The organism is Pseudomonas sp. LBUM920 (assembly GCF_003852315.1).
Classification (GTDB): domain Bacteria; phylum Pseudomonadota; class Gammaproteobacteria; order Pseudomonadales; family Pseudomonadaceae; genus Aquipseudomonas.
In genome coordinates this window covers 3,711,099-3,729,421 of the sequence record NZ_CP027762.1, presented here as the reverse complement: position 1 = coordinate 3,729,421, position 18,323 = coordinate 3,711,099, and the positions used below count along the sequence as shown (strand labels likewise).

The window sequence follows — 18,323 nt, the reverse complement described above, 5'->3', positions numbered from 1 at the left end:
CCATGCTTTCCAACCCTAATATCGATCTGGTCTCGCGCTTTCTTCGCCTGCCGCTTGAACAACGTCAGCAGTTTTATCAGCGCCTGCAAGCGCGTGGCATGAGCTTCGCGCAACTGCCGATTGCCCCGACCCGCCACGAGGTCCAGGCACTGCCCTTGTCTTACGCTCAGGAACGCCAGTGGTTCCTCTGGCAGTTGGACCCTGACAGCGCCACCTATCACATCCCTGGCGCGCTGCGCCTGCAAGGCCAGTTGGACCTGCTGGCGCTGCAACACAGTTTCGACCGTTTGGTGGCGCGCCACGAAAGCCTGCGTACCCGCTTGGTGCAGGACGGTGAGCAGTTGTTGCAGGCCGTGATGCCTGAGGCTCGCGTTGAAATCGTGCAGGTGCGTACAGACGAACAGCACGTGATGGCGCAGGTGGAAGCTGAGGTCGCGCGTCCTTTCGATCTGCTCCAGGCACCGTTGTTGCGCGTGACGCTGCTGCAACTGGCCGACGATGAGCATGTGCTGGTGATGGTGCAGCACCACATCATTTCCGATGGCTGGTCGATGCAGGTCATGGTCGATGAGCTCGTGCAACTCTATGCCGCCTGCAGCCAGGGCCTAACCCTGAAATTGCCGGACCTGCCGATCCAGTATGCTGACTACGCCCTGTGGCAGCGCGGCTGGATGGAAGCGGGGGAGAAAGCCCGTCAATTGGCTTACTGGCAGGCACTGCTGGGCGGCGAGCAACCCGTGCTGGAATTGCCCCTCGACCACCCGCGACCGGCGCAACAAAGCCATCGCGGCGCCAGCTTGCAGGTAGATTTGCCACCGGCATTGGTCAGCGGTATCAAGCGCCTTGCGCAGCAAGAGGGCGCGACCCCGTTCATGTTGTTGCTGGCTGCGTTCCAGACCTTGCTCTACCGCTACAGCGGGCAGTCGGATATCCGCGTCGGCGTGCCGATTGCCAACCGCAATCGTGTCGAGACGGAGCGGTTGATCGGCTTTTTCGTCAACACCCAGGTGCTCAAAGCCGACCTTGACGGGCAGATGAGTTTCGTCGAACTGCTGCAGCAGACCAAGCGTCGCTCGCTGGAAGCCCAGGCACATCAGGACCTGCCTTTTGAACAACTGGTGGTGGCGTTGCAGCCCGAGCGCAGCCTGAGCCACAACCCATTGTTCCAGGTGATGTTCAACCACCAGACCGACGCCCAGGGCGGGCGCGAGGGGCAGCAATTGCCGGGCCTGCGCGTCTCGGAATTGGACTGGGACAGCCAGACCACGCACTTCGACCTGAGCCTGGACACCCATGAATCCGCTGAAGGCATTTGGGCGGCACTGACCTACGCCACCGACCTGTTCAACGCTGCAACGATAGAGCGTCTGGCTCAGCACTGGCAGAACCTGCTGAGCGCGGTGGTGAGTGCACCTCACAGCCGCCTCAGTGATATCGTGATGCTCGGCGCGGCCGAACACGCGGTGGTCCTTGAGGATTGGAACGCGCCGGCTACCGGTATCGAACTGCACGCGGTGCACCAGTTGTTTGAGGCGCAGGCCCAGCAGAACCCTGAGCGTCAGGCGTTGGCGCTGGATGAGCAGGCCATCACCTATGGCCAATTGAACCGTCAGGCCAACCGCCTGGCCCACTACTTGATCGCCCAGGGCGTCGGGCCGGACGTGCTGGTGGGCATTGCTGTGGAGCGCTCGTTTGCCATGGTGGTGAGCCTGCTGGCCGTGCTCAAGGCAGGCGGCGCCTACGTGCCTCTCGACCCTCAATACCCGCGTGAGCGCCTGGCACACATGCTCGAAGACAGCGGCGTACGCCTGGTGTTGACCCAGTCGTCACTGCGTGAACGCCTGCCAATGGCTGAGCAGCTGTTGGCCCTGGACATCGATTTGGCTGATGCGCAGCTGGCGCAGTGCGCCGAGTACAACCCGGGGCTCGACTTCGAGCCGCGCAGCCTGGCGTACGTTATTTACACCTCGGGCTCTACCGGTAAACCCAAGGGCGTGGCCATCGACCATGGCGCCTTGAGTGAGTTCGCGCGCATGGCCGCCGACTACTCGTGCCTGACCCCGGATGACCGGGTGTTGCAGTTCGCGACCCTGAACTTCGACGGTTTCGTCGAGCAGTTGTACCCGGCGCTGACCCTCGGAGCCACCGTGGTTTTGCGTGGCCCGCAGCTGTGGGACGGCGCCGAGCTGTACCGGCAGATTATCGCTCAGGGCATCACCCTGGCCGACTTGCCCACGGCCTACTGGAAACTGTTCTTGCAGGATTGCCTGGTGGCCGGCTCGCGCGCTTACGGCGCGTTGCGCCAGGTGCATATCGGCGGCGAAGCCATGCCGTTGGATGGCCCGGCGCTGTGGCGTCACGCGGGGCTTGGGCATGTACGCCTGCTCAATACCTACGGGCCTACCGAGGCGACCGTAGTGTCCAGCGTGTTGGACTGCAGCGACGCCACCACCGTGATCGGTGCCAGCGCCAGCCCTATCGGCCACGCGCTGGCGGGGCGTGGTCTGTATGTGCTCGATCGCGATTTGAACCTGCTGCCGGCCGGTGCCGTGGGTGAGCTGTATATCGCCAGTGAAAGCGGCCTGGCGCGTGCTTATCTGCAGCAGCCTGCGCTGACCGCAGAACGTTTTGTGGCCGACCCATTCGGTCGCTCGGGCCAGCGTCTGTACCGCACCGGTGACCTGGCACGCTGTCGCGCCGATGGGGTGATTGAGTACGTGGGGCGGGTTGACCATCAAGTAAAAATCCGTGGTTTCCGTATCGAGCTGGGTGAGATCGAGGCGTTGCTGCTGGCCCAGGCCGGCGTGCGCGAAACGCTGTTGCTGGCGGCTGACAATCAGCTGTTGGCCTATGTGGTGCCGACGCAACCGCTGGCCGAGCAAGAACAGTTGGCTGCCGGTGAGCAACTCAAGGCCAGCCTGCGCGAGCAATTGCCGGATTACATGGTGCCGGCGCACCTGATCTTCCTCGTGCGCATGCCGTTGAACCCCAATGGCAAGCTGGACCGCCAGGCCTTGCCCAAACCGGATGCCACGTCGGCGCAAGCCGATTGGCAAGCGCCGGTTACCGCCCTGCAACGGCAGGTTGCGGCGATCTGGGCAGACATCCTCGGCACCGAGCGGGTCGGGCTGACTCAGCACTTCTTCGAGCTGGGCGGGCATTCGTTACTGGCGATGCAGGTGGTCTCGCGCCTTCGGCAGGCGCTGAACCTGGAAGTGCCGCTCAAGGCTCTGTTCGAGCAGCCGCGCCTGGACGGTTTTGTCGCCGCTATTGAAGCCCATTCCCCGAACGCGCCAAAGGCGCCGGCGCTGGTGCCGGTGGGGCGTGATCAGCCGCTGCCTTTATCGTATGCCCAGGAGCGTCAGTGGTTCCTCTGGCAGCTGGAGCCGCAAAGCGCTGCGTATCACGTGCCCAGCGCTTTGCGCTTGAAAGGGCAGTTGGACACGGCGGCGCTGCAGCGCAGTTTCGACACGTTGCTGGCACGGCATGAAAGCCTGCGCACGCATGTGCGCCAGACCCACGACGGCGCAGTGCAGGTGATTGACCCGCTGGCGTCGGTGCAGATCGTATGCGGCGACGTCGAGGAAGCTCAACTCAAGGCGCGCGTAGAAGCTGAAATCGCCCAGCCGTTCGACCTGCAACAGGGGCCGTTGCTGCGCGTGACGCTGCTGCGTCTGGCTGCTGACGAACATGTGCTGGTGCTGGTTCTGCATCACATCGTGTCCGATGGTTGGTCGATGCAGCGGGTGGTGGAGGAACTGGTACAACTTTACGCCGCATACAGCCAAGGGCAGGGCGTGCAATTGCCGGCGTTGCCGATTCAGTACGCTGACTACGCCGTCTGGCAACGCAACTGGATGGACGCGGGGGAGAAAGCGCGCCAACTGGCGTACTGGCGCGAGGTACTGGGCGGTGAGCAGAGTGTGCTGGAGTTGCCCTTCGACCACCCACGCCCGGCCGTGCAGAGCCATCGTGGCGCACGCCTGCCTATCGAGCTGGCGCCGACACTGGCCCATGACCTCAAGGCATTGGCCCAGCAGCAAGGTGTGACGCTGTTCATGCTGTTGCTGGCGTCGTTCCAGACCTTGCTGCACCGCTACAGTGGCCAGGAAGAAATCCGCGTCGGCGTGCCGATTGCCAACCGCAATCGCAGCGAGACCGAGCGCCTGATTGGCTTCTTCGTTAACACGCAAGTGCTCAAGGCCGACCTGCATGGCCAGATGAGCGTCGAGCAGTTATTGCAGCACACGCGCCAGCGCGCGCTGGATGCCCAGGCACATCAGGACCTGCCGTTCGAGCAACTGGTCGAAGCCTTGCAACCGGAGCGCAGCCTGAGCCACAACCCGTTGTTCCAGGTGATGTTCAACCACCAGACCGATGTCGGCCAGGCCCAGGTCCAGCACCAACTGCCGCAGTTGCGGGTAGAAGGACTGGACTGGGAGAGCAAGACTGCGCACTTCGATCTGGACCTGGATATTCAGGAATCCAACGAGGGTATCTGGGCCACACTGGGGTATGCCCAGGATTTGTTTGAGGCCGGCACCGTGCAACGTATGGCTCGCCATTGGCAGAACCTGTTGCAGGGCATGGTCGCCAACCCGCAGCAAAGCCTCAGCCAATTGCCGCTGTTGGACAGTGCCGAGCAGCAACAGATTCTGCACCTGTGGAACTGCGCCGATTCGGACTTCTCGGCCAAACGCCTGGTACACGAATTGGTCGCCGACCGTGCGCGGGAAAACCCGAGTGCCGTGGCCGTGAAATTCGATTTGCAGACCCTGACGTATGGTGAACTCGATGGCCAGGCCAACCGCCTGGCGCATGCGTTGATCGCCCGAGGTGTGGGGCCGGAAGTGCGCGTGGCCATCGCCATGCCGCGCAGTGCCGAGATCATGGTGGCGTTTCTGGCGGTGATGAAATCCGGTGGCGTCTACGTACCGTTGGACGTGGAATACCCGCGCGATCGCCTGTTGTACATGATGCAAGACAGCCGCGCCAAACTGTTGCTGACGCATTCGGCGGTGCAGCTGCGATTGCCGATTCCCGAAGGCCTGGAAGCACTTGCCGTTGATCAGACCGAAGCCTGGGCCGACGCTGACGACAGCGCTCCACAGGTTGTACTGGACGGCGACAACCTGGCCTACGTGATTTATACCTCCGGTTCCACCGGCATGCCGAAGGGCGTGGCGGTGTCCCACGGCCCGTTGGTGGCGCATATCATTGCGACCGGCGAGCGCTACGAAACCAGCCCGGCGGATTGCGAACTGCACTTCATGTCGTTTGCCTTCGATGGCTCCCATGAAGGCTGGATGCACCCGCTGATCAACGGCGCCAGCGTACTGATTCGCGACGACAGCCTGTGGCTGCCGGAATACACCTACGCCCAAATGCATCGCCACAACGTGACGATGGCCGTGTTCCCGCCCGTTTATCTGCAGCAACTGGCCGAGCACGCCGAGCGCGACGGCAACCCACCCGCAGTGCGCGTCTATTGCTTTGGCGGTGACGCGGTGGCGCAGGCCAGCTATGACCTGGCCTGGCGTGCGCTGAAACCAACCTACTTGTTCAATGGCTACGGCCCGACCGAAACCGTGGTGACGCCGCTGCTGTGGAAGGCCCGCAGGGGTGACCCTTGCGGCGCCGTCTACGCACCGATTGGTACGTTGTTGGGCAACCGCAGCGGTTACGTATTGGATGCGCAGCTCAACCTGCAACCCATCGGCGTCGCGGGTGAGCTGTACCTCGGCGGCGAAGGCGTCGCCCGAGGTTACCTGGAGCGCCCGGCACTGACCGCCGAGCGTTTCGTACCGGACCCGTTCGGCAAACCCGGCAGCCGTGTGTACCGCAGCGGCGACTTGACCCGTGGTCGCCCGGATGGCGTGGTGGACTACCTGGGCCGTGTCGACCATCAGGTGAAGATCCGTGGTTTCCGTATCGAATTGGGTGAAATCGAAGCCCGTCTGCGCGAGCAGGACAGTGTCGGTGAAACCGTGGTGGTGGCTCAAGAGGGCCCATCCGGCAAGCAATTGGTCGCCTATGTGGTGCCGTTGGACCCGGCGCTGATCGACGACGCCGTGGCGCAATCGAACGGCCGCGAAGCGCTGCGCCGCGCCTTGAAAACCCGCCTGCCGGACTACATGGTGCCCACGCACCTGATGTTCCTGCCACGCATGCCGCTGACCCCCAACGGCAAGCTGGACCGCAAAGGCTTGCCGTTGCCGGACGTGAGCCAGATGCAGCAAGTGTATGTCGCGCCACAGAGTGACCTGGAGCAGAAAATCGCTGCGATCTGGTCCGACGTGCTGCGCCTGCCGCGCGTGGGCTTGCATGACAACTTCTTCGAACTGGGCGGCGACTCGATCATTTCGATCCAGGTGGTCAGCCGCGCCCGCCAAGCGGGTGTGCGCTTCACGCCCAAGGACCTGTTCCAGCACCAGACGGTGCAGAGCCTGGCGGCCGTCGCCCGGGAAGGTGAGGGCGCAGTGGTGCTGGATCAGTCGGCGCTGACCGGCGAGTTATTGTTGCTGCCGATCCAGCACGCGTTTTTTGCCGACGACATCCCGCAGCGCGAGCACTGGAACCAGTCGGTGGTGCTGCAGCCGCACCAACGGTTGGAGGTGCCTTTGCTGTTGGCAGCACTTGAGGCGTTGATCGTGCATCACGACGCCCTGCGCACCAGGTTTGTCCAAGGTGCAGACGGCTGGCATGCGGTGTATCGAACTGCACAGCAGCATCAGGCCGAACAGGTGCTGTGGCAGACCACGCTGAACACCGTCGAAGAGCTTGAGGCCCTGGGCGAAGAAGCCCAGCGCAGTCTCGACCTGAGCCAAGGCCCGTTGCTGCGCGCAGTGCTGGTGGGCATGGCCGACGGCTCGCAACGCTTATTGTTGGTGATCCATCACTTGGTGGTGGACGGTGTGTCCTGGCGCATCCTGTTGGAAGACCTGCAAACCGCTTACCGCCAACTGATCGAAGGCGTCAGCGTGGTGCTGCCGGCCAAGACCAGTTCCACCCGCGCCTGGGCCGAGCGTTTGCAAGCGTACGCCGGCACTGCGGCACTGGCCGAGGAGTTGGCGTGGTGGCAGACGCAGTTGCGGGGCAGCCGCACTGGTTTGCCGGGCGCTGACCCACAGGCCAGTGTCAGTAACCGGCATGCCCTGAGCGTGACGACGCACCTGGATCAAGGGTTTACCCGGCGCTTGTTGCAAGACGCTCCAAGTGCCTACCGGACCCAGATCAATGACGTGCTGCTGACCGCTTTGGCGCGCGTTATTGTGCGCTGGACCGGTGATGCGTCGATGCTGATCCGCCTGGAAGGCCACGGCCGTGAGGACCTGTTCGACGAGATCGACCTGACTCGCACCGTTGGGTGGTTTACCAGCCTTTATCCATTGCAATTGGCACCGACCGACTCCCTGGCGGGTTCGCTCAAACAGATCAAGGAACAGCTGCGCGCGGTACCGGACAAAGGCCTGGGCTTTGGCGCCTTGCGTTACCTGGGCAGTGCCGAGGCGCAACAGGCATTGGCGGGCTTGCCGCGCCCGCGTATCACGTTCAATTACCTGGGACAGTTCGACGCCAGCTTCGAGAGCGGCGAACAGGAGGGCTTGTTCGCGCCTTCCGGTGACGCCAGTGGCGCCGAACAAAGCCTTGATGCGCCGCTGGGCAACTGGTTGGAAATCAATGGCCAGGTGTACGGCGGCGAGCTGAAGTTGAACTGGAGTTTCAGCCAGGCCATGTTCGCCCAAGCAACCGTGCAACAGCTGGCTGATGAGTACGCGTTGGAACTCAAAGCCTTGATCGAACACTGCTGTGCTGCGGCCAATCAGGGCGTGACGCCGTCGGACTTCCCGCTGGCGCGCCTGTCGCAAGTTCAACTGGATGCGTTGCCGCTTGCCGTTTCTGAGGTTGAAGACCTATACCCGTTGTCGCCGATGCAGCAAGGTATGTTGTTCCAGTCGTTGTATGGCGAAGGGTCGGGCGATTACATCAACCAGATGCGCATCGATGTGGACGGTTTGGATGTACCGCGCTTCCGCCAGGCCTGGCAGGCGGCGGTTGACCGGCATGAAATCCTGCGCAGCGGCTTCCTCTGGCAGACGGATGTGGAGCAACCGTTGCAGGTGGTCTACAAGCAGCGACGAATGCCGCTTGAGGTGCTTGATTGGCAGGACCGCGCCGATTGCCCTACGGCCCTCGACAGCCTGGCCGAATCGGCACGCGCCCAGGGATTTGTAGTGGAGCAGGCGCCGCTGTTGAGCCTGTCGGTGATACGCACGGGTGCGTCGAGTTACCACTTGATCTACACCAATCACCACATCCTGATGGATGGCTGGAGTGGTTCGCAGCTGTTTGGTGAGGTGTTGCAACACTATGCTGGCGAGCCGCTGTCTGCACCGACAGGGCGTTACCGCGACTACATTGCCTGGTTGCAGGCGCAGGACAAGGCCGTCAGTGAAGCCTTCTGGAAAGCTCAACTGGTCAACCTGCAGGCGCCTACGCGTCTGGCACCTGGCCTGTGGAGCGATGAGCCTGCTGCAGTGGCGGCCAATGGCGAACATCGCCTGAGCTTTGGCGCCGCTCACACCGAACGGCTCAAAGCGTTCGCGCAAAGCAACAAGGTTACCCTCAATACCTTGGTGCAAGCTGCCTGGTTATTGCTGCTGCAACATCACACCGGGCAGGCCACCGTGGCCTTCGGCGCCACCGTGGCGGGTCGCCCGGCCGAACTGCGCGGTATCGAGCAGCAAGTCGGTTTGTTCATCAACACGCTGCCTGTGGTGGCCACACCTGAAGCGCAGCTGTCGGTCAGCCAGTGGCTGCAACAGATCCAGGCGCAGAACGTGCGCTTGCGCGAGCAGGAACACACGCCGCTGTTCGAGATCCAGCGCTGGGCCGGGTTGGGTGGCGAGGCGCTGTTCGACAGCATCCTGGTGTTCGAGAACTACCCGGTTTCCGAGGCGTTGGAGCAAGGCGCGCCGTCGGGCCTGCGCTTTGGTGCGGTGCACAGCCTGGAGCAGACGCACTATCCGTTGACCGTGCTGCTGGGCATGGGCGATAGCCTCGGGCTTGAGTTCAACTATGATCGGCAAGCTTTCAGCGCCGCACATATCCAGCGCTTGGCCGAGCACTTCCAGCAGTTATTGAATGCCTTGATCGTCGATGCCGACCAACGCCTGGCCGCACTGCCGTCCGTGACCCAGGCCGAGCGTGAGACGTTGCTGGCCTGGAACGCCACGGCTCAGACTTACCCGCTGCATCAGGGCGTGCATCAGTTGATTGAGGCCCAGGTGTGGCGTACGCCGGAGGCTCCGGCCTTGGCGTTTGCCGGGCAGCAGCTGAGTTACGCCGAGCTGAACCGTCGGGCCAACCGCCTGGCGCATCGCTTGATGGCGGCAGGTGTCGGGCCGGACGTGCTGGTCGGGCTGGCGGTGGAGCGGTCCATCGAGATGGTCGTCGGCCTGTTGGCCGTGCTCAAGGCCGGTGGCGCCTATGTGCCGCTGGACCCGGAATACCCGCGTGACCGACTCAGCTACATGCTGCAAGACAGCGGCGTGAATCTGCTGCTGACCCAGGCACATTTGTTGGCGCAACTGCCGCTCCCGACAGGCGTGCAAAGCCTGGTGCTGGAGACCGGCGAAGCATGGCTTGAAGGTTACAGCGAGCACAATCCTGATGTCGCAGTGGATGGCGAGAACCTGGCGTATGTGATCTACACCTCGGGCTCGACCGGGCAGCCCAAGGGCGCTGGCAATCGGCATTCGGCACTGACCAATCGACTCTGCTGGATGCAGCAGGCATACAGCCTGGATGGCGGCGATACGGTGCTGCAGAAAACCCCGTTCAGTTTTGACGTGTCGGTGTGGGAGTTCTTCTGGCCACTGATGACCGGCGCGCGCCTGGTGGTGGCGGCGCCGGGGGATCATCGCGATCCGGCCCGGTTGGTCAGCTTGATCAACGCCGAGCAGGTCACCACGCTGCACTTTGTGCCGTCCATGCTGCAAGCCTTCTTGCAGGACACGGCGGTCGGCTCTTGCCAGAGCCTGCAACGCATTGTGTGCAGCGGCGAAGCATTGCCGGTCGACGCGCAACAACAGGTTTTTGCCAAGCTGCCCGCTGCCCGGTTGTACAACCTGTACGGGCCGACGGAAGCCGCGATTGATGTGACCCACTGGACCTGTGTCGAGGAAGGCAGTGATGCCGTGCCGATTGGCCGGCCCATCGCCAACCTGGGCTGCTACGTGCTGGACGGCAACCTGGAGCCGGCGCCGGTGGGCGTGTTGGGCGAGTTGTACCTGGGCGGTATTGGCCTGGCGCGGGGTTATCACCGTCGGCCGGCGTTGACCGCTGAACGTTTTGTGACTGACCCCTTCGGCAGTGGAGAGCGGCTGTACCGCACTGGCGACCTGGCGCGCTATCGCGACGACGGTGTGATCGAGTACGCGGGCCGCATCGACCATCAGGTCAAACTGCGTGGGCTGCGCATCGAGTTGGGTGAAATCGAGGCGCGTCTGCTGGAGCATGAGTGCGTGCGTGAAGCGGCCGTGCTGGCCGTGGACGGCACGCATTTGGTGGGTTACGTGGTATTGCAGGCGCCGAGTGAGGGTTGGAAAACCGTGGTCGGCACGCACTTGTCTGCGCACTTGCCGGACTACATGGTACCCGCGCAGTGGGTCGTGCTTGAGCAGATGCCGCTGAGCCCGAATGGCAAACTGGATCGCAAGGCGCTGCCCAAGCCTGAAGCCAACGGCGCAGAGCAATACCAGGCGCCGCACAGCGAGATTGAGCAACAGGTAGCAGCGATCTGGAGCGAGGTGCTGGGTGTTGAGCGGGTGGGGTTGAATGACAACTTCTTCGAGTTGGGCGGCCACTCCTTGCGCGTGCTGTTGCTCAAGGAACGCATCCGGCAGGTCAGCGGGGTCAACCTGTCTGTCAGCCAATTGATGCTCAACCCAACCGTGCGCGGGCAGGTTAATTGCCTGCAGGGCGATGCGCGCAGCGAGTTGATCGTCAAGCTCAACAGCCAGACCCAGGGTACGCCGCTGTTCATGTTCCACCCAAGCTTTGGTTCGGTGCATTGCTACACCGCGATCGCCCTGGCGCTGCGCGAGCAACGCCCGGTGTACGGGGTGATCTGCCGTGCGCTGGTGGAAGAGGGCGCTTCGGTGCCTGAGTGGCAGGCGATGGTTGACGATTACGCCGCGCAATTATTGGCAGCACAGCCACAGGGTGCCTATCGCCTGGCCGGTTGGTCGCTGGGTGGCAACCTGGCGATGGAAGTCGCCTACGCGCTGGAGCAAGCAGGGCGTGAGGTAGAGTTTGTCGGCTGGATCGATTCGGCGCCGCCGCAGTGGCTCAAGCCGTATTGGGACGCGGTGTTCATCGAGGAGGGGCGCGAGGCATCCGCCAATGAACGCCGTGCGGCGTTGCTTGGAGTCATGTTCCCGGCGTTTGCCGAGCAGATTGAGGGTGCGTGGCAGGAGTGCCAGCGTCAGGCAGCGGATGAAGACGGGCAATGGCATGCGTTCGTGACTTGGGCAGAGCAACATTTGGGTGAAGGTTTTACCAGCATCAAGGAAGAGTTGCTGCGTGGCAACGAGGCGCAGATTTCCTGGGAGGTTGACCGTGCGTTGAGCGAACGCCTGGAAGCGGCGGACTTCAAGCCGATCCAGGCGCCGGTCAGTTGCTGGTGGGCCTCGTTGAGCCGCGCGGGGCGGTTCAAAAACCTGATCGAACAGAACATGGCGAAGGTGATTGGGCAGGGGCGCATCGAGCGTTCGGTGATGATCGACACCGATCATGACGGCATTATCGACAGCGCCGCGTTCATCAACAGCCTGGTGGCCGCCATGGAGTAAGGAGGGCAACGTACGAATCAGCCCGGATCATTGATCCGGGTTTTTTTGTGCTGGATTTCAGGTCGGGCAGGCATGCCTTTCTGTGGGAGCTGGCTTGCCTGCGATGCATGCACCTCGGAGTATCAGGCACCCAGTCGATGCCATCGCAGGCAAGCCAGCTCCCACAGTTGACCGGGCATGGCCTTAATACACAGGCATAAAAAAGCCCGATGAGAGCGGCGCTTTCATCGGGCGTTGGGTTGATCGCCTGGGGCGATCAGTGCATTTAATCAGAAGTCCCAGCGAGTGCTGAACATCACGTTACGCGGCTCGCCATAGGCTGCCGAGTTATAAAAGCCCACGTTAGTGTAGTAGGTGGTGTCGAAGATATTGTTGAGGTTGACGGTCGCCGAGAGGTTCTTGGTGACCTGGTAGCGGGTCATCAGGTCGACCACTGTATAGGACGACTGGGTGATGTCCTGGTTTTTATTGAGCGGCTGGTTCCAGATCTCATTCCAGGCCTTGGTTTGCCAGCGTACACCGCCACCGACGGTGAACTTGTCCAGAGCGCCCTTGAGTTTGTAGGTGGTGTTCAGGTTGACCTGATGCTCTGGCTCGAAGGTGGAGATTTTCTTGCCGTCTTCGTCGCGTACGATTTTGTGGGTGTAACCGCCCTGCAGTTGCCAGCCTGGGCTCAACTCACCGGAGATCTCTGCTTCGTAGCCTTTGGTGACGGCCTTGGAGCCCTTGAACGCATAGTTTTCCGGGGAAGGCGATTGGTTGTTGTAGGCATCGTCCGGAATAGCGCGATTGGTCTCATGCACCTCGAAATACGCAAGGCTGGTGTTCATGCGGCCTTCGAAGAACTCGCCTTTTAACCCTATCTCGTAGTTCTGCCCTTCGTCCGGCTCCAGCAGCGTTTTGTTGCGATCTTTATAGGTGCTTTCCTGAGGCTGGAAAATATCGGTATAGCTGGTGTACACCGAGAAATTGTCGTTCAGGTCATAGATCACACCCGCGTACGGGATGAACCGTCCGGTTTCCTTGTAGGACGGGTTGTTGCCGGTGACGTGGTAGTTGGCAACGCGGCCACCGAGGATCACGTTCAGGTCATCCATCACGTTCAAGCGGGTGGTCACGTAGTAGCCGGTTTGACGAATGGTGTCGTCGGTGTACTGTTGGACCGGGCCGTAGATTGGCTTGGCGATCTTGCCATTCCAGTTGTAGAAATCCACTTTGTTGCCGCCTGGCCAGTCCGGCGACCAATAGCCTTTGCCCTGCCAGCGCGAGGTGCCGATCGAGCCACCTACGACCAGTTCATGGTCACGACCGAACAGACTGAATGGCCCGGTGGCATACAGATCGGCCGAGGTGCTTTTGGTTTCTCCGGTGTATTTCTGCCCGTTGATCGACGCTGTGCCATCGGCTTGTGGTTCAACGAACTGGATCGAACCGAGGTCGGCATGGTAGCTGTTGATCTTATGATCGAGTTGGAACTTGGTGACCCAGCCGTCGCCCAGGTCATGCTCGAGCATGGCAAAGGCGGTGCGGGTGTTTTGCTCCCATGAGCTCCAGGTGGTGCCGTTGTTGTAGGAGCGCGGCATCTTGTTGATGCTGCCGTCGTATTTCACCAACGGGAAGGAACCCGACCAACTGGTGCCTTGTGGAATGCTGTCCTGATAGTCGAAGCCCACGGTCAGCATGGTGTCGGGGGACAGGTCGAATTCGGTGATGCCGTAGTAGGTTTCGGTCTTGCGTGAGTAGTGGTCCATGAAGGAATTCTTGTCCTGGTATGCCGCCACTGCGCGACCACGGACATTCCCGCTGTCGGTCAACGGACCGCTGACGTCCACTTCGCTGCGGTAGTTGTCCCAGGAACCTGCGCCCAGTTGCACGTGGCCTTTGAATTCCGAGGTCGGCTTCTTGCGAATCAGGTTGATGGTCGCGCCCAGGGAGCCGGCACCGTTGAGCAGGCCGGTGGCGCCCTTGAGAATTTCGACGCGGTCGTAGATCGCCATGTCGCTCAGGGTGTTACCTGCCGAATAGCCAACGTTGCGCACGGTGGACGGAATGCCGTCGTACTGGAAGCTGTTGACCGAAAAACCACGGGAATAGTAGTTGGTGCGGTCGCTGTCGTAGGCTGACACGGTGATGCCCGGCGTGTGACGCATCACGTCGTCGACGTTATTGAGGCCGAAGTCTTCGATGTGCTGGCGGGTGATCACCGTGATTGACTGCGGGGTTTGCCGTGGCGTCAGGGTCAAGCGGGTTGCCGTGGCAATGGTGCCCGGCGTGTAGGAACCGGAATCCTCGGTGATGTTGCCCAAGGTATTGCCGGTTACTTCGGTCGGGCTCAGTTCCAGCGTTGCGGATGTACCGGCAGCGGTCACGGTCAGCGAGTTGCCGTTGAAGCTGTGAGTGGTCTGAGTTCCGCCCAGCAACGTATCAATGGCCCGCTGCGGCTCCATCTTGCCCTTGACCGCACGGCTGCTTTTGCCCTGCACATCGCTTGGGCTGTACAGCACTTGCACATTGGTCTGGCGGCCAAATTCCTGCAAGGCGCTCCCCAGCGACTGTGCGGGAATATCCAGCTCGATCTCCTGTGCCTGCGCATAACCTGCAACCGGCAGCGATATCGCCAGGGCCAAGGCGCTCGGAAGAAGATTGATGTTCAGGGCCCGGCGCATGGATAGCGCTTTGCTCAGGGGGCTGAGACCGAGTCTTGCTGGCATGGATGCTTTCTCTTCTATGTTTAAGTGGGCAAGTTATAGGTATCTATTGAGTATTATTCTCATTACCACTAGTGAGACGTTCCTACTTGGAAAAACCGGAAAATAAATTTCAGGCCGGTTCCATTTCGTGCAGCACCTGGCCGGCGCGCAGGCGCACCAATTGGTCGGCGATGTCGAAATAGCGGTCGTCGTGGCTGATCACAATGATGGTTTTGCCCAGGCGCTTGAGGTCCGGCAGCAGCTCGGTGTAGAAAATCCGGCGGAAAGCCGGGTCCTGGTCGGCGGCCCATTCGTCGAACACCAGCACCGGGCGTTCTTCGAGCCAGGCGTTGACCAGTGCCAGACGCTTGCGCTGGCCGGTGGACAGATCGGTGGTGCTGAATACGCCGTCTTTCACGCTGACCTTGTGCGCGATTTCCAGGCGTTCCAGGTATTTGGCGGCGCTGTCCAGTGACTGGGTGGCGCTGCCCTGCACCAGGTCGTCGAACAGGTAGTAGTCGGAGAAGATCGTCGTGAAGAGTTGGCGATAGTCATCGCGCTCGGGGTCGGTGACGGCCTCGCCGTTTAGGCGAATCTCGCCGGCCTGGGGCGGATACAAGCCCAGCAGCAATTTGATCAGGGTGGTCTTGCCGCTGCCGTTCTCGCCGACGATAAACACGATATCGCCTTGCTTGATGCTCAGGTTGATCGGCCCCAGGTGGAACGGTTCGCTGCCTTCAATCGCCGGTGGGCTGTAGCTCACGCCGCGCAGTTCCAGGCTGTTGACTATCGGTTTTGGCGCTTCGCTGTCATCCATCAGCAGGTGCGGTTCGGGGGAGGAGAAGCGCTCCGACAGCTCGCTGATCCGGCCAAAGGCGATCTTGGCCTTGCCCACCACCGGCAAGTAGCCCAGCAGGTGTTCCAGCGGGCCCTTCATGTAGAGCAGCACCAGCACGAAGCCGGTGATCACGGTCGGGTCAGGGTTCGGATTGTAGGCCTGCATCGCCAGGGCCAGGCCGATTACCACGAAGAACAGCATCGAGCCGAACGTCTTGGCGAGGATATAAATGTTGACCGACCGCACTTGGATATCGCTGATGCGGTCGGCGGTTTCCTGGATGCGATGGGTATTCATGCGATAGCGCCGTGGGCGGTGCATGCGCAGTTCCTTGGCGCCGGAAGCGATCGCGTTGTAGTAGCGCTGCAATTCATCTTCATGGCTGCGCGCCAGGTCAAAGCCCTGGATGCCTTTGCCACCGGCAATGAATTGCACGGCGCTGCCGATGATGATCGCCACCACCATCATCAGGAACATCGGCACCGACAGGTAGGCTAGGTAGCCCAGGCAACCGAGGGTCACCGTGGCGGCGATGGCCAGTGGCGTGAAGGCGAAAGAAAAATCGCTGATGGTGTCGACGTCATGGGTCAGCACCGGGATCAGCCGGTGCGAGCGGTAGCGCTCGATCTGGCCGATGGGTGCCGACAGCACTTTCTCGCCCAGATCCTTGCGCAAGGCGGCGATGATGCGTTGCCCGACATAGTTGGTGCCGATGTCGGAAATGATCGAGCTGATCAGCGCCAGTACGCACAGCGCCGCAAAGGTCAGGACCACGCCTTGGGTCATGCCGTTGACCGAATGCAGCGCGTTATTGATGGTGGCCAGCAGCAAGGTAATGGCCAGGCCGCCCACCATGCCGAGTGCGACGGAGACCGTCACGATGGTACGAAAGGGCCTGAGCAAGGCGAGCAGACCCTTGAAGGCGCTGCGTTTGGGGTCGGTCATAAGTACTTCCCGGAGAGTGAAAAGAGGGGCTGGGCACACAGACCCTTACCCATGACAAACGAAGCGCCGGCGCGAGTATTTAGCTCGGCGTGCCCTTTGCGGGTGGCGCGGCATAAATTGCCGCGCAGCTGGTTCGTTCTTGTGCTGTAGGCGCACGTGCATCGACGCCGCGCGCAGTTATTCAGCGAGAGCGAAACAATGACGAAAAAGAACCTGGTGTATGTGTGGTCCCTGCGAAATGCCGCCGCCGACAAGGCCGGGCAGCCGGTGGCCTACAAGGATCACGAGCGCTATATGAAGTCGGTGCTGGAGTTTCTGGTGGGGTCGCTGAACGACACGCCGTTGGGCGAGGCTTATAACCTGGTTGGCGTGGTGTATGACGATGACGAGCAGAGCCCGCGCGACCAGCAATTGGTCAGCGATTACGGCTTTGCCTATAAACCAGGCCGCCAGTGGCTGTACCCGGCGGATCTGCAGGTGCAGGGACGGCTGGTCAACGACTTGTTATTGAGCGTGCCGTCCACCTACCGCCGTCTGCCACGCGGCAGTGCCGAGCACATTGCCGGCAAGCAGGATTTCGAGCGTCGCCTGCACGACACGCTGGTGGAATTGAAGGCCGATATCGTCGTGCTGGACGGTCTGCTGGTGATTCTGGATGAGCTGGTGCGCCCAGGTGCGCCGTTTGCACGGCGCATCATGAACATTCACCCAGGCATTACCCGAATCGAATCGCCTTACGAACGCCGCGGCGCATACGCCACCTGGAATGCCTTGTACGGTGCGCGTGGGCAAACCGTGGTGGATTGGGCGACCAAGGCCACCACGCCGTCCGAGCCGCTGTACCTCACCGGCGCTTCGTTCCACTACGTGGATAACGGCATCGATTCGGGTGAAGTGTTTCACGACGTGCTGAAAACCGAGATCTCGCCCGAGGACACCATCCTCGAACTGCGCTGGAACAACTTCAACAACAGCCTGTTCCCGGCGTTGCACGAAGGCTTGGAGTTGTTGGCCAAGCAGGCCTGAACACAGCCCTATTGGTACATACAGCACCAAAATGTGAGCAGGCTTGCCCGCGAAGGCGGTGGCCCTGTTGATACAGGGGTGACTGACACACCGCTATCGCAGGCAAGCCAGCTCCCACATTTGAGCGGTGGCGGTCTTGGTGTTTACGCACCACCCTAAGCCCAGCCGCGCCAATCATTGCCGCGAATTTTTACCTGATGGACGCAAGGCAAAATGTGGGAGCGGGCTTGCCCGCGAAGGCGGCGGCCCTGTTGATACAGGGGTGACTGACACACCGCTATCGCAGGCAAGCCAGCTCCCACATTTGAATGGTGGCGGTCTTGGTGTTTACGCACCACCCTAAGCCCAGCCGCCGCAACCATTGCCGCGAATTTTTACCTGATGGACGCAAGGCAAAATGTGGGAGCGGGCTTGCCCGCGAAGGCGGCGGCCCTGTTGATACAGGGGTGACTGACACACCGCTATCGCAGGCAAGCCAGCTCCCACATTTGAATGGTGGCGGTCTTGGTGTTTACGCACCACCCTAAGCCCAGCCGCCGCAACCATTGCCGCGAATTTTTACCTGATGGGCGCAAGGCAAAATGTGGGAGCGGGCTTGCCCGCGAAGGTGGCGGCCCTGTCGATACAGGGGTGACTGACACACCGCTATCGCAGGCAAGCCAGCTCCCACATTTGAACGGTGGCAGTCTTGGTGTTTACGCACCACCCTAAGCCCAGCCGACTCAACCATTGCCGCGAATTTTTACCTGATGTACACAAGGCAAAATGTGGGAGCGGGCTTGCCCGCGAAGGCGGCGGCCCTGTTGATACAGGGGTGACTGACAGACCGCTATCGCAGGCAAGACAGCTCCCACATTTGAATGGTGGCGGTCTTGGTGTTTACGCACCACCCTAAGCCCATCCGCTCTCAGCCATTCCGCGAACCGTTACCTGACATACACAGGCCAAAATGTGGGAGCGGGCTTGCCC

Annotated in this window: 4 protein-coding genes; 2 read left to right on the top strand and 2 right to left on the bottom strand. The window is 61.5% G+C overall.

What is annotated here, in order from left to right:
• The first annotated feature begins 2 nt into the window (after window positions 1-2).
• Complete coding sequence (locus C4J83_RS17315; protein WP_124417732.1) at window positions 3-11,855, top strand: non-ribosomal peptide synthase/polyketide synthase; 11,853 nt, start codon at window positions 3-5, stop codon at window positions 11,853-11,855.
• A 269-nt stretch (window positions 11,856-12,124) separates the two neighbouring features.
• Here the strand turns inward: C4J83_RS17315 and C4J83_RS17310 are convergent, their stop codons facing one another.
• Together C4J83_RS17310 and C4J83_RS17305 are read right to left on the bottom strand one after the other, a co-directional pair.
• Window positions 12,125-14,566, bottom strand: coding sequence for a TonB-dependent siderophore receptor (locus tag C4J83_RS17310; protein WP_124417731.1), 2,442 nt, complete (start codon window positions 14,564-14,566; stop codon window positions 12,125-12,127).
• A gap of 109 nt (window positions 14,567-14,675) precedes the next feature.
• Window positions 14,676-16,328: a cyclic peptide export ABC transporter gene (locus C4J83_RS17305; protein ID WP_124417730.1), complete on the bottom strand. Its 1,653-nt coding sequence runs from the start codon at window positions 16,326-16,328 to the stop codon at window positions 14,676-14,678.
• 198 nt (window positions 16,329-16,526) lie between these two features.
• On the opposite strand from C4J83_RS17305, the gene C4J83_RS17300 reads away from it, so the two are divergent.
• Window positions 16,527-17,354: a formyl transferase gene (locus C4J83_RS17300; protein ID WP_124417729.1), complete on the top strand. Its 828-nt coding sequence runs from the start codon at window positions 16,527-16,529 to the stop codon at window positions 17,352-17,354.
• The last annotated feature ends 969 nt before the right edge of the window (window positions 17,355-18,323 follow it).

Coding starts and splice junctions, on each gene's coding strand:
- C4J83_RS17315 (WP_124417732.1), top strand. CDS start 3: ATGCTTTCCAACCCTAATATCGATCTGGTCTCGCGCTTTCTTCGCCTG.
- C4J83_RS17310 (WP_124417731.1), bottom strand. CDS start 14,566: ATGCCAGCAAGACTCGGTCTCAGCCCCCTGAGCAAAGCGCTATCCATG.
- C4J83_RS17305 (WP_124417730.1), bottom strand. CDS start 16,328: ATGACCGACCCCAAACGCAGCGCCTTCAAGGGTCTGCTCGCCTTGCTC.
- C4J83_RS17300 (WP_124417729.1), top strand. CDS start 16,527: ATGACGAAAAAGAACCTGGTGTATGTGTGGTCCCTGCGAAATGCCGCC.